12 protein-coding genes are annotated in these 13,412 nt (G+C 60.1%); 9 read left to right on the top strand and 3 right to left on the bottom strand.

The window, feature by feature from the left end; translation table 11 throughout:
• Positions 1–324 precede the first annotated feature (324 nt).
• Together KW849_RS19380 and KW849_RS19385 are read right to left on the bottom strand one after the other, a co-directional pair.
• Positions 325–1,818, bottom strand: a complete 1,494-nt coding sequence (locus KW849_RS19380; RefSeq protein ID WP_218430873.1) for a CoA-acylating methylmalonate-semialdehyde dehydrogenase — start codon at positions 1,816–1,818, stop codon at positions 325–327.
• Between the two features lie 178 nt (positions 1,819–1,996).
• Complete coding sequence (locus KW849_RS19385; RefSeq protein WP_218430874.1) at positions 1,997–3,346, bottom strand: aspartate aminotransferase family protein; 1,350 nt, start codon at positions 3,344–3,346, stop codon at positions 1,997–1,999.
• 153 nt (positions 3,347–3,499) lie between these two features.
• On the opposite strand from KW849_RS19385, the gene KW849_RS19390 reads away from it, so the two are divergent.
• The 6 genes from KW849_RS19390 to KW849_RS19415 all read left to right on the top strand — a co-directional run bounded on the left by KW849_RS19390 (position 3,500) and on the right by KW849_RS19415 (position 10,057).
• Entirely contained in the window at positions 3,500–4,420 is a 921-nt protein-coding gene (locus KW849_RS19390) for a LysR family transcriptional regulator (RefSeq protein ID WP_218430875.1), read from the top strand.
• 226 nt (positions 4,421–4,646) lie between these two features.
• Positions 4,647–5,297, top strand: a complete 651-nt coding sequence (locus tag KW849_RS19395; RefSeq protein ID WP_218430876.1) for a TetR/AcrR family transcriptional regulator — start codon at positions 4,647–4,649, stop codon at positions 5,295–5,297.
• Between the two features lie 18 nt (positions 5,298–5,315).
• A complete protein-coding gene (locus tag KW849_RS19400) occupies positions 5,316–5,900 on the top strand; it encodes a YigZ family protein (protein ID WP_218430877.1) in 585 nt (194 codons plus the stop codon).
• A 547-nt stretch (positions 5,901–6,447) separates the two neighbouring features.
• Positions 6,448–8,013 (top strand): ABC transporter ATP-binding protein, encoded by a 1,566-nt coding sequence (locus KW849_RS19405; RefSeq protein WP_218430878.1) that lies wholly within the window; start codon positions 6,448–6,450, stop codon positions 8,011–8,013.
• An 11-nt stretch (positions 8,014–8,024) separates the two neighbouring features.
• Positions 8,025–9,131 carry an ABC transporter permease gene (locus KW849_RS19410; protein WP_218430879.1) on the top strand — a complete coding sequence of 369 codons (1,107 nt, stop codon included), beginning with the start codon at positions 8,025–8,027 and terminating at the stop codon, positions 9,129–9,131.
• Positions 9,131–10,057 carry an ABC transporter permease gene (locus KW849_RS19415; protein ID WP_218430880.1) on the top strand — a complete coding sequence of 309 codons (927 nt, stop codon included), beginning with the start codon at positions 9,131–9,133 and terminating at the stop codon, positions 10,055–10,057. Before KW849_RS19410 ends, KW849_RS19415 begins: the two co-directional genes overlap by 1 nt.
• Here the strand turns inward: KW849_RS19415 and KW849_RS19420 are convergent.
• A complete protein-coding gene (locus KW849_RS19420; protein WP_218430881.1) occupies positions 10,054–10,506 on the bottom strand; it encodes a hypothetical protein in 453 nt (150 codons plus the stop codon). The two genes, KW849_RS19415 and KW849_RS19420, sit on opposite strands and share 4 nt — an antisense overlap.
• Positions 10,507–10,589: 83 nt before the next feature.
• On the opposite strand from KW849_RS19420, the gene KW849_RS19425 reads away from it, so the two are divergent.
• From KW849_RS19425 to KW849_RS19435, 3 genes are all read left to right on the top strand, one after another.
• Positions 10,590–10,946: a MerR family transcriptional regulator gene (locus KW849_RS19425; protein WP_218431052.1), complete on the top strand. Its 357-nt coding sequence runs from the start codon at positions 10,590–10,592 to the stop codon at positions 10,944–10,946.
• A 19-nt stretch (positions 10,947–10,965) separates the two neighbouring features.
• On the top strand, positions 10,966–11,655 hold the full coding sequence (locus tag KW849_RS19430) for an SDR family oxidoreductase (RefSeq protein ID WP_218430882.1): 690 nt from the start codon (positions 10,966–10,968) through the stop codon (positions 11,653–11,655).
• A gap of 242 nt (positions 11,656–11,897) precedes the next feature.
• Positions 11,898–13,256: an 8-oxoguanine deaminase gene (locus tag KW849_RS19435; RefSeq protein WP_218430883.1), complete on the top strand. Its 1,359-nt coding sequence runs from the start codon at positions 11,898–11,900 to the stop codon at positions 13,254–13,256.
• Positions 13,257–13,412: the final 156 nt, after the last annotated feature.

Raw genomic sequence — 13,412 nt, forward strand, 5'->3', positions numbered from 1 at the left:
AACAACTTCAACCACTTGCGCTTCAGATCTCTCGTCAGCGGGAGGCGAATTCTACAGCGTTACACGCTGCTGTCAACACCTCTTTTTCAACTTCCTTTTGGCTTCGATGACCTGAAGCAACCCGCTGTCGAAAACCGCGTAACTCATTGTTTACCAAGGAGTTTTCCGTTTCGACTGCGCCGGAAGTGGGGCGAATTATAGACACCTGGAATCTGCCGTCAACAGCTATTTTCACAATTCTGTCATATAGGTTCAAAAAGCCCCAGAAACGCGAAGGCCGGCTCCCCAACAATAAAGGGCGCCGGCCTTCCATCCCCTTTCTACTTACAAGCTAGGGAACGCGAACTGCGAAGCTTCATGGCTCGCACGTTGCGGCCAACGCTGGGTGATGGCCTTGCGACGAGTGTAGAAACGCACGCCATCCGGGCCATAAGCATGCAGATCGCCGAACAGCGAACGCTTCCAGCCGCCAAAGCTGTGATAAGCCACCGGCACCGGCAGCGGTACGTTGACACCGACCATGCCGACTTCGATCTCGTCGCAGAACAACCGCGCCGCTTCGCCGTCACGGGTGAAGATGCAGGTGCCGTTGCCATATTCGTGATCGTTGATCAGTTGCATGGCTTCTTCCAGGCTGTTGACCCGAACAACGCAAAGTACCGGCCCGAAGATCTCTTCTTTATAGATACGCATCTCTGGCGTGACGTTGTCGAACAGGCAGCCACCCAGGAAGAAGCCTTCCTCGTGGCCAGCCACGGTCAGGCCACGGCCGTCCACCACCAGCTTCGCGCCGGCAGCTACACCGTCTTCTACATAACCGCTGACCTTGTCGCGCGCCTGGCCAGTCACCAGTGGGCCCATGTCCAGGCCGCAGTTGGTACCGGCACCGATTTTCAGTGCCTTGATTTGCGGAACCAGTTTGGCCACCAGTGCATCGGCCACCTGATCACCCACACACACCGCTACCGAGATCGCCATGCAACGCTCGCCGCAAGAACCGTATGCCGCGCCCATCAGTGCGCTGACAGCGTTATCCAGATCCGCATCCGGCATCAGAACGGCATGGTTCTTCGCACCACCCAAGGCCTGGACGCGTTTACCGCGCTTGGTGCCCTCGCTATAGATGTATTCGGCAATTGGCGTCGAACCGACGAAACTCAGCGCTTTGACCTCCGGCGCTTCGATCAAGGCGTCCACCGCAGTCTTGTCACCGTGCACCACGCTCAGTACGCCTTTAGGCAGACCAGCCTCCAGCAGCAACTGGGCAATCAGCAACGTCGAACTCGGATCACGCTCGGACGGCTTGAGGATAAAGCAGTTGCCGCAGACGATCGCCAGCGGGTACATCCACAACGGCACCATGGCCGGGAAGTTGAACGGCGTGATACCGGCAACCACGCCCAGCGGCTGGAAGTCCGACCAGGCATCGATATTCGGGCCGACGTTACGGCTGTATTCGCCCTTGAGAATTTCCGGAGCCGCGCAAGCGAACTCGACGTTCTCGATACCGCGCTTCAGTTCACCGGCCGCATCTTCCAGGGTCTTGCCGTGTTCTTCGCTGATCAATTGCGAGATGCGCGCTTCGTTCTGCTCCAGCAGTTGCTTGAAGCGGAACATCACTTGGGCACGCTTGGCCGGCGGCGTGTTGCGCCAGGCCGGGAACGCTGCCTTGGCCGCGTCGATGGCACTCTGGATGGTTTCGCGGGTCGCCAGCGGCAACTTGTGAATAGCCTGACCGGTAGACGGGTTGAACACATCGACCGCGCGACCGTTCTCGGTCACCAGTTCGCCATTGATCAAATGCGGAATAACGCTCATGGAAGCTCCTGAAAAGTTGTCCACAGACGCTCGCTTCGGAGCGCCTGCTATGTAGATGCTTTTTGTAGGAGCGAGCTTGCTCGCGAAGATGGTGAGGGCGCCGTGTTCATCCAGGCAGCCCACATCATCGTTAACGTCCATCGCGAGCAAGCTCGCTCCTACAGGTGTGTTTGTCAAATCAGTCGATCTTGCTCAGCACTTCGCCGACCGCGTCGAACAGACGATCCAGGTCCTGCGGCTTGCTGTTGAAGGTTGGGCCGAACTGCAGGGTGTCGCCGCCGAAGCGCACGTAGAACCCGGCTTTCCACAGCGCCATGCCGGCTTCGAACGGACGCACGATCGCGTCGCCGTCACGTGGAGCGATCTGGATCGCGCCGGCCAGGCCGTAGTTGCGGATGTCGACGATGTTCTTGGTGCCTTTGAGGCCGTGCAGCGCATTTTCGAAATGCGGTGCGACTTCGGCCACGCTCTGTACCAGGTTTTCCTTTTGCAGCAGGTCGAGCGCTGCCAGACCCGCAGCGCAAGCCACCGGGTGCGCGGAATAGGTGTAGCCATGGGGGAATTCAACCGCGTATTCAGGCGTCGGCTGATTCATGAAGGTCTGGTAGATCTCGGAGCTGGCAATCACCGCGCCCATCGGGATCGCACCGTTGGTGACTTGCTTGGCGATGCACATCAGGTCCGGGGTCACGCCGAAGGTGGTGGCGCCGAACATGGTGCCGGTACGGCCGAAACCGGTGATCACTTCGTCGAACACCAGCAGGATATTGTGCTGGTCGCAGATTTCACGCAGACGTTTGAGGTAACCCTGTGGTGGAACCAGCACGCCAGCGGAACCGGCCAATGGCTCGACGAATACCGCCGCGATGTTCGACGCATCGTGCAGTTCGATCAGCTTCAGCAGTTCGTCAGCCAAGGCAATACCGCCCTGCTCCGGCATGCCACGGGAGTAAGCGTTGCTGGCCAGCAAAGTGTGCGGCAGGTGATCGACGTCCATCATCGCCTGACCGAACAGCTTGCGGTTGCCGTTCACGCCACCGAGGCTGGTGCCGGCGATGTTCACGCCGTGGTAGCCACGGGCACGGCCGATCATTTTGGTCTTGGTCGACTGACCTTTCAGGCGCCAGTAAGCGCGGACCATCTTCACGGCAGTGTCAGCGCACTCGGAGCCCGAGTCGGTGAAGAACACGTGGTTCAGGTTGCCCGGGGTCAGGTCGGTGATTTTTTCAGCCAGCTGGAAGGACAGCGGATGGCCGTACTGGAAGCCTGGCGAGTAATCGAGAGTACCCAGTTGCTTGGCGACCGCTTCCTGGATTTCCTTGCGGGTGTGCCCGGCGCCACAGGTCCACAGACCGGACAGCGAGTCATACACCTTGCGACCCTTGTCGTCGATCAGCCAGCTGCCTTCGGCGCCAACGATCAGCCGTGGGTCGCGCTGGAAGTTGCGGTTGGCGGTATACGGCATCCAGTGGGCATCGAGCTTGAGCTGGCTGGCCAGAGAAGTCGGGGCGTTTTCAGACAAGTTCATGGGCGTAACCTCGCAAGGCAATAAGCGGCATAGGAATGTAAAACCGGCAATTGAAAACCGTTGTTGCAGCTAAATTGCCACGAGGATAAAGTCGGTGAAATGCAACTTTTCTAATGTTCAGTCAGCCAATTACTAAACTTTTGAGTAACCAGCATGAGCACTCGCCGTCCCGATCCGCTGGCCCAGGTCAGCGACTTTGATATTCGCCTGCTGAGGATCTTTCGCAGCGTGGTCGAATGCGGCGGCTTCTCCGCGGCGGAAACCGTGCTGGGCATCGGACGCTCGGCGATCAGCCAGCAAATGAGCGATCTGGAGCAACGTCTCGGCTTACGCCTGTGCCAACGTGGACGTGCCGGGTTTTCCCTGACAGAAGAAGGCCGCGAGGTCTATCAATCGGCGTTGCAGCTGCTAAGTGCACTGGAAAGCTTCCGTACCGAGGTCAACGGCCTGCACCAGCACTTGCGCGGCGAATTGATCATTGGCTTGACGGACAACCTGGTCACCCTGCCCCACATGCGCATCACCCATGCCCTCGCACAATTGAAAGAACGCGGCCCGGACGTGCAGATCCAGATCCGCATGATCGCGCCCAATGAAGTCGAACAAGGCGTGCTCGACGGCCGTCTGCACGTCGGCGTAGTGCCGCAAGCCAGCGCTCTTTCCGGGCTGGAATATCAACCGCTGTATAGCGAGCGCTCGCTGTTGTACTGCGCGGTCGGCCATCCATTGTTTTATGTCGACGACAAACAACTGGACGACGAACGCCTGAACAGTCAGGACGCCATCGCGCCCACCTTCCGTTTGCCGGCAGAGATCCAGGCCCACTATCAAGCGCTCAATTGCACCGCCAGTGCCTCGGACCGCGAAGGCATGGCGTTCCTGATCCTGACCGGACGCTACATCGGTTACCTGCCGGATCACTATGCGAGCCTTTGGGTGCAGCAAGGCCGATTGCGAGCGTTGAAAGCCAGAACGCGCTTCTATGACCTCAGCCTGGCGTCGGTCACTCGTAAAGGGCGCCGTCCGCATCTGGTGCTGGAGAGCTTTCTCGAAAGCCTGGCCGCTACACGCTGATTCGTCGGATATCAGAACTGTAGGAGCGGGCTTGCCCCGGGCGGCGTTCCGACGAAGAGGCCGGTGCATTCAGCATTGATGTTGGCTGACAGGCCGCCTTCGCTGCGATGCGGCGACCCGACAAGCCAGCTCCTGCAATGATTGGTTTGCCCCAAAGACTTGTCTGTAGCCTGCGGGTACGCTATCAACGCATTGGCCGCACCCACTCATCTTCTCGGAAATGCCTATGACCTTTGAAGTCCCAGCCCACGGCGCAAAACCCGTCAGCCGCATTCGTCAGAAAAACGAAGAGACCATCATCAAAGCCGCCGAAGACGAGTTCGCCCGTCACGGGTACAAAGGCACGAGCATGAACACCATCGCCCAGAACGCCGGGCTGCCCAAGGCGAACCTGCATTACTACTTCACCAACAAGCTCGGTTTGTACGTGGCGGTGCTGAGCAACATCATTGAACTGTGGGACAGCACCTTCAACACCCTCACCGCAGAGGATGACCCGGCCGAAGCCTTGACCCGTTACATCCGCGCGAAAATGGAGTTCTCCCGACGCCAGCCGCAAGCCTCGCGGATTTTCGCCATGGAAGTCATCAGCGGCGGTGAATGCCTGACCGAGTACTTCAACCAGGATTATCGCGCCTGGTTTCAGGGCCGTGCGGGCGTGTTCCAGGCCTGGATCGACGCCGGTAAAATGGACCCGGTCGATCCGGTGCACCTGATCTTCCTGTTGTGGGGCAGCACCCAGCATTACGCCGATTTCGCCACGCAGATCTGCCGCGTCACCGGGCGCACCAGGTTGACTAAACAGGACATGGAAGACGCCGGGGACAACCTGATCCACATCATTCTCAAGGGCTGCGGCCTGAAACCTGCCATTTAAGTAGCCATTCAAGTACGTATGCCTTTTACCCTCAGCGGTTTTTGCGAATACCGCGAAGAGATTCGCAAGAGCCGCTTCATTACCTTCGCCGCGCCAGTCTCCACCCCGGCCGAGGCCCAGGCGTTCATTGAACAGCACAGTGACTTGAATGCCTCGCACAACTGCTGGGCGTGGAAACTCGGCGATCAGTATCGCAGCACTGATGATGGTGAGCCCGGCGGTACGGCCGGCCGGCCGATTCTGGCGGCGATCGAAGCGCAGGATTGCGATCAGGTCGCGGTGCTGGTGATTCGCTGGTATGGCGGCATCCAACTGGGCACCGGTGGGCTCGCCCGGGCCTATGGCGGTGGTGCAAATAAATGCCTGCAAGCGGCGCCAAAGATCGAGCTGATCAGCCGGGTGCCGCTGCGTTGCGCTTGCGGATTTGCCGAGTTGAGCCTGGTCAAGCTACGAGTGGCTGAGGCAGGTGGGTTGGTTGTGGATGAAACCTTCACCGCCAATGGTGTCGAGTTACAGTTGGCCGTGGGCGATGCGCAAATCGAAACCCTGCAGTCACAACTGGCCGATTTGAGTCGTGGACGTATTTTGTTGCAGCAGCGCTAAAAAGCTTCAGCACAAGCTGCAATCTTTTGGGGCACGCCGCTTTTTCACTTATTCCATATTTGCCCACATCTGCTGTGCACCCGGCTGTGGATAACCTGAGCACATACGGCTGTAACCCTTGTGTCATACGGCTTTGCGGACTTTGCTCAATTTTCGTCCTATTTGCCATCAAGCCCATCGAATTCAAATAAAAACAACCAGTTACAACGGTTTATCGCCTTTAGAAGAAAGCCACTCAGTGCTTATGCCCGTGCTTTGAGCTTGCGCACAAATACTGTGGAGCAATCTGTGGATAACCCGTTCATGGCCGTCTCGGCGCCCTGCACGGTATGGCTTGTGGTCGGTTGCTCATTTTTTGAGCAAACCCCCACGAGCAAAATCAGGGCTTGATTTGCACCATTGCCCCCATGTGGTGCCGGGCTCTGCGTGGCACATTTGAAAGCTGCGTACTCAACGCCTCTGCTCGCAGGACTTCGACATTTTCCTGACCATATGGCCAGAAAATTGCTTTATCCACAGGCACAAGCCCAACAGCACCGAGCCTGTCATGCCCAATCGCGCTCCAACCCCTGATCCGATTCCGCGCCTGCAACTGCGCAGAATCACAAAACGCTACCCCGGTTGCCTGGCCAACGACGCCATCGACCTGACCATTGCCCCTGGCGAGATCCATGCCCTGCTCGGCGAAAACGGCGCGGGCAAAAGCACCTTGATGAAGATCATCTACGGCGTCACCCACGCAGATTCCGGCGAAGTGATCTGGCAAGGTCAGCGGGTGAGCCTGCGCAACCCGGCCCAGGCGCGCGGTCTGGGCATCGGCATGGTGTTCCAGCATTTCTCACTGTTCGAAACCCTGAGCGTGGCGCAGAACATCGCCCTGGCCATGGATGTGGCGGCAGGCACACCCAAACAGCTTGAGCCGAAGATTCGCGAAGTGTCCCGCCGCTACGGCATGGCGCTGGAACCGGAGCGACTTGTCCACAGCCTGTCGATCGGTGAACGGCAACGGGTGGAAATCATTCGCTGCCTGATGCAGGACATCCGCCTGTTGATTCTCGATGAACCGACTTCGGTGCTGACACCGCAAGAGGCCGACGACTTGTTCGTCACCCTGCGCCGGCTCGCCGCCGAAGGCTGCAGCATTTTGTTCATCAGCCACAAGCTCGGGGAAGTCCGTGCGTTGTGCCATAGCGCGACGGTACTGCGCGGCGGACGGGTGGCCGGACATTGCCTGCCGGCCGAGTGTTCAGATCAGCAACTGGCGCGCTTGATGGTCGGTGAAGCAGCGGAGTTGATTGCAGACTATCCGAAGGTTACTGGAGGTGATGCATTCCTTGATGTCCGTGGCTTGTCCTGGCACAACCCGGACCCGTTCGGCTGCTCGCTCAAGGACATCGACCTTGAAGTGCGCGGCGGTGAAATTGTCGGCATCGCCGGTGTCGCCGGCAACGGCCAGGATGAGTTGCTGGCCTTGCTCAGCGGCGAAGAGCTGCTGCCTCGCAACGTCAGCGCGACGATCCGTTTTGGCAAGGAGCCCGTCGCCCATTTGCGCCCCGATATACGCCGCCAACTTGGCCTGGCATTTGTCCCTGCCGAACGCCTGGGACATGGTGCGGTGCCAGAGCTGAGCCTGGCGGATAACGCGCTGCTGTCCGCTTTTCAGCAAGGACTGGTGAGTCACGGTCTGATCCAGCGCAGCAAAGTCGAAGCACTGGCCGAGGACATCATCCGCCGTTTCGGCGTCAAGACACCCGATAGCCAGACACCGGCCCGCAGCCTGTCCGGCGGCAACTTGCAGAAATTCATCCTCGGCCGGGAAATCCTCCAACAACCGAAACTGCTGGTGGCCGCACACCCAACCTGGGGCGTGGACGTCGGCGCAGCCGCCACCATTCACCGCGCCTTGATTACCTTGCGCGATGCCGGCGCGGCGATCCTGGTGATCTCCGAAGACCTTGACGAACTGTTCCAGATCAGCGACCGCCTCGGCGCCTTGTGCGGCGGTCGACTATCGGCGCTCCACGCCACCGTCGACACCCGCCTGAGCGATGTCGGCGGCTGGATGGCCGGCCAGTTCGGTGCCCCTCAATCACTTGTATCCGCCACGCGCTAACGGAGTGTCACATGCTGCTTTCCCTTGAACCCCGTGGCCAGCAATCGCGCCTGATGCTGTGGTGCTCGCCGTTGCTGGCGGCTGCACTGACCCTGGGCTGTGGATCCTTGTTGTTTATCGCGCTCGGGCACGATCCGTTGCTGACCTTGCACACCTTGCTGATCGCGCCGGTCAGCGACCTGTATGGCGTCTCTGAACTGTTGGTCAAGGCCCTGCCGATTCTGCTCTGCGCCCTGGGCCTGGCCGTCGCGTATCAGGCGCGTATCTGGAACATCGGCGCCGAAGGTCAACTGCTGCTCGGCGCGTTGGCCGGCAGTGCACTGGCGGTGAACATCATTGATATACAAAGCCGCTGGGCACTGGTGCTGATCCTGCTCACAGGCACCCTGGCGGGGGCCGCGTGGGCCGGCCTTACGGCGTGGTTGCGCACACGCTTCAACGCCAATGAGATCCTGACCAGCATCATGCTCAACTACATCGCACTGAACCTGTTGCTGTTCTGCGTTCACGGCCCGTTGAAGGATCCCGCCGGGTTCAACTTCCCCGAGTCGGCGATGTTCGGTGACGCCAGCCGCATGCCACTGTTGATGGCGGATGGCCGGGTTCATGCCGGGGTGTATTTCGCCCTGCTCGCGCTGGTGGCAGTGTGGGTGTTGTTGCAGAAAAGCTTTGTCGGTTTCCAGATCAAAGTGCTCGGGCTGGACAAACGTGCCGCCGGTTTCGTCGGCTTTCGCGAGAAGCGCCTGATCTGGCTGGCGCTGTTGATCAGCGGCGGCCTGGCAGGACTTGCCGGGGTGTGCGAAGTCACCGGCCCCATCGGCCAGTTGGTGCCGCAGGTCTCGCCGGGCTACGGCTATGCGGCGATCACCGTGGCGTTTCTCGGCCGCCTGAATCCTGTCGGCATCCTGTTTTCCAGCCTGTTGATGGCGCTGCTGTACATCGGCGGCGAAAGCGCACAAATGAGCCTGAACCTGCCGCAAGCGATTACCCAATTGTTCCAGGGCATGATGCTGTTTTTCCTGCTGGCCAGTGATGTACTGATTCTCTACCGACCGCGCTTGAACCTGCGCTGGACCCGTCGCGCCCAAGCCACCGCCGTACAAGCAGGAGCGCTGTGATGGATATCGATCTGCTGAGCAATATTTTCTACGCCATGGTCCGCTGCAGTACACCGTTGCTGCTGGTGGCGCTGGGGGAGCTGATCTGCGAGAAAAGCGGCGTCCTCAACCTGGGCCAGGAAGGCATGATGCTGTTTGGCGCGGTGATCGGTTTTATCGTCGCGTTCAGCACCGGCAATCTGTGGCTCGGCGTGTTGCTGGCGATGCTCGCCGGGATGTTGCTGTCGTCGCTGTTTGCCCTCGTGGCGCAGGTGTTCAACGCCAATCAGGTGGCCACCGGGCTGGCCCTGACGATTTTCGGCGTGGGCCTGTCGACCTTCGTCGGTGCGGCGTGGGTCGGCAAGCCGCTGGCGGGGTTCGAGCCGGTGGCGATTCCGTACTTGAGCGAGATCCCGCTGATCGGACGGATGCTGTTTGGCCAGGACCTGTTGGTGTATCTGTCGTTCGCGTTGTTCGCACTGGTGGCCTGGGTGATTCTGAAAAGCCGCATCGGGTTGATCATTCAGGCGGTTGGGGAAAACCCGGATGCGGCCAGCGCCATGGGTTTGCCGGTTTTGGTTGTACGCACATTGGCGGTGTTGTTCGGCGGTGCAATGGCAGGGTTGGCCGGGGCTTATCTGTCCCTGGCGTACACGCCGATGTGGGCGGAGAACATGAGCGCCGGGCGCGGCTGGATTGCCCTGGCGCTGGTGGTGTTCGCCAGTTGGCGGGTGTGGCGCCTGCTGCTCGGCGCCTACCTGTTCGGGCTCGCCAGCATCCTGCACCTGGTGGCGCAGGGGTTGGGGCTGGCGATTGCGTCCAGTCTGCTGGCGATGCTGCCGTATGTCGCGACCATTGTGGTGTTGGTACTGCTGTCCCGGGATGCAGTGCGCACACGGTTGTATGCGCCGGTGTCGTTGGGGCAGCCGTGGCAGGCTGGGCATTAGTGGTTGTCTGGGCGGGCCTCTTCGTCGGAACGCCGCCCGGAGCAAGCCCGCGAAGGGGCCCGAACTGGCAACACTTGAGCAATGCCCCACGCCAATTCAAACACCAGAAAAACCACCAGCAGCGAACTCGCGCCATGGATCAGGGCATAGGCCTGCCAGGCCGAGAACAGGAATCTGCCCGCGGCGTCATACCGCCCATAAACCTGCTGCGGATCACGAATCCGCAGCACCGACCATACGCAGACAATCGATCCTAGCAGATTCGCCATCAACATGTGCGCCGGTTCGAACGGTGGCAGCTCACCGGGCAAACTCAACGCCTGACTCACCCCCGTCAAAACCCCATGCAACGCTGCAAAACTCCACGGCGTGACAAATGCGAGCATCACGATCAGGTCATACCAGGCACTGCCTTGCACCAACCGGCGATACTGCGTTGTAGTCCACATCGACATTGCTCCATCAATTCAAGGAGCAACAAGGCTAAAGCCTGGAGTATGCTCCAGGGTCAAGCCCCCCTCGAGACGTCATGATGCGCATCGGTGAATTAGCCCAGGCCAGCGCCGTCAGCCGCGACACGCTACGCTTTTACGAGCAGCGCGGATTGATCGCGGCGCAACGCAGCGCCAACGGGTATCGCGACTATCCGCCAGACATGGTGCAACTGGTGCAGTACATCAAGACCGCTCAAAGACTGGGCTTTACCCTCGGCGAGATCGGCAACAGCGTGGCTGCAATCTGGCAGTCGCCCGATCCGGACAGCGCCGTCACGCAACTGCTGCAAGACAAACTCAAACTGATCGAAGCCCGCATGGCCGAATTCGGCGCGCTGCGCGACGAGTTGCAACAACGGCTCGGGCAACAGTGTCCATTGAATCCACGATCCTGAATTTTCAAGGAAGCCAATCATGTCCAAGGCAAAAACCGCACTCATCATCGGCGCCTCCCGGGGGCTTGGCCTCGGGCTGGCGAAAACACTGTTGGCCGATGGCTGGCAAGTCACCGCCACCGTGCGTAATCCGCAAAAAGCCGAAGCCTTGCAGGCCCTGGGCAATGTGCGGATCGAAAAGCTCGACATGGACGATCAACAGGCTGTGTCCGCCCTGAGCCAACAACTCAAGGGGGATGTGTTTGACCTGTTGTTCGTCAATGCCGGGGTCAAGGGGCCGGAAGTCCAGACGCCGAACGGTGGCGCGACAATGGCCGAAGTCGGTCAACTGTTCTTCACCAACGCTGTGGCGCCGATCAACCTGGCCCAGCGCTTTGTCGGACAGATCCGCCCGGACACCGGCGTGCTGGCATTCATGACTTCGGTGCTGGGCAGCGTGACCATGCCCGACGCGCCGGAGCTGGCGTTGTACAAGGCCAGCAAGGCGGCGCTGAATTCGATGACCAACAGCTTCGTCACTCAGTTGGGCGAAACAGGGCTCACCGTGCTGTCGCTGCACCCGGGCTGGGTGAAAACCGATATGGGCGGTGAAGACGCGGACATCGACGTGGAAACCAGCACCCGTGGTCTGGTCGATCAGGTGAATGCGTATGTCGGCAAGGGCGGGCATCATTTCATCAATTACCGGGGTGAAACCATTCCCTGGTGACCCCCACCGCCCACTGTAGGAGCTGCCGAAGGCTGCGATCTTTTGATTTTTAAAGGCAGGATCAAAAGATCGCAGCCTTCGGCAGCTCCTACAGGTCTTGAGTTGTTCTGTCGGGCCGGGCTTGCCCATGACGGCGTTTTGATCGACACTTCGCACCTCGCCTCCCCGGCGACCCTGGATCAGCAGACAGGGCAACACTGAGCTGGCAACCCTGAACCCAACTTTCAGAGGAGCCGGCCAACATGGCTGCGACCCGTACCTGGTTAAAAAATCCCCTCGCCATTTTCACGGCCAACGGTCTCGATGCCCGTGGCGGTTTGGTGCTGCAAGATGGTTTGATCGTCGAAGTACTCAGCGCCGGTCAACAACCGTCCGCACCGTGCAATGAAGTGTTCGATGCCCGCGAGCATGTGATTCTGCCGGGCCTGATCAACACCCATCACCACTTCTACCAGACCCTGACCCGCGCCTGGGCGCCGGTGGTCAATCAGCCGCTGTTCCCGTGGCTGAAAACCCTGTATCCGGTCTGGGCACGCCTGACCCCGGAAAAACTCGCCCTCGCCACCAAGGTCGCCTTGGCCGAATTGCTGCTGTCCGGTTGCACCACCGCCGCCGACCACCACTACCTGTTCCCGGAAGGTCTGGAAAACGCGATCGACGTGCAAGTCGAGAGCGTTCGCGAACTGGGCATGCGCGCCATGCTGACCCGCGGTTCCATGAGCCTCGGTGAAAAGGACGGTGGCCTGCCGCCACAACAGACCGTGCAGGAAGGCGAAGTGATTCTCGCCGACAGTCAGCGCCTGATCGCCGAGTACCATGAGCGCGGAGACGGCGCGCAAATCCAGATCGCCCTGGCACCGTGCTCGCCGTTCTCGGTGACCCCGGAAATCATGTCGGCCAGTGCCGAACTGGCGAACAAACTCGACGTGCGCCTGCACACCCACCTGGCGGAAACTCTCGACGAAGAAGATTTCTGCCTGCAACGCTTCGGCCTGCGCACAGTGGACTATCTGGACAGTGTTGGCTGGCTCGGCCCGCGTACCTGGCTGGCCCATGGCATCCATTTCAACCCGGACGAAATCGCCCGCCTCGGCGCCGCCGGCACCGGCATTTGCCATTGCCCGAGTTCGAACATGCGCCTGGCCTCGGGCATCTGCCCGAGTATCGATCTGACCGATGCCGGTGCCTTGCTGGGTTTGGGCGTGGACGGCTCGGCATCCAACGATGCCTCGAACATGATGCTCGAAGCACGTCAGGCCCTGTACATCCAGCGCCTGCGCTACGGCGCCGAGAAGATCACCCCAGAACGCGTACTCGGCTGGGCGACCAAAGGTTCGGCCAGTCTGTTGGGGCGTACCGATATCGGTGAACTGGCCGTGGGCAAGCAGGCCGACCTGGCCCTGTTCAAGCTGGATGAACTGCGCTTCTCCGGCAGCCATGATCCGGTCTCGGCACTGCTGCTGTGCGGCGCCGATCGCGCGGACCGGGTGATGGTCGGCGGCAAGTGGCGGGTGATTGACGGGCAGGTTGAAGGGCTGGATCTGAAGGGGTTGATTGCCGATCACAGCCAGGCGGCGCGGCAGCTGATTGCAGGGGTCTGATACAACACCGATTAAAACTGTGGGAGCAAGCTCGCTCCCACATTGGTTTTGTGGAGGGTCATGGCCATCTGGATTGGCGCACCAGTGGATGGCAGCAGTGCAAGGACATGCACTTTTATCGGACTTCAAAGACCCATCGCGAGCCTGCTCGGGATG

Source organism: Pseudomonas sp. PDM26, assembly GCF_019219185.1.
Classification (GTDB): Bacteria; Pseudomonadota; Gammaproteobacteria; order Pseudomonadales; family Pseudomonadaceae; genus Aquipseudomonas.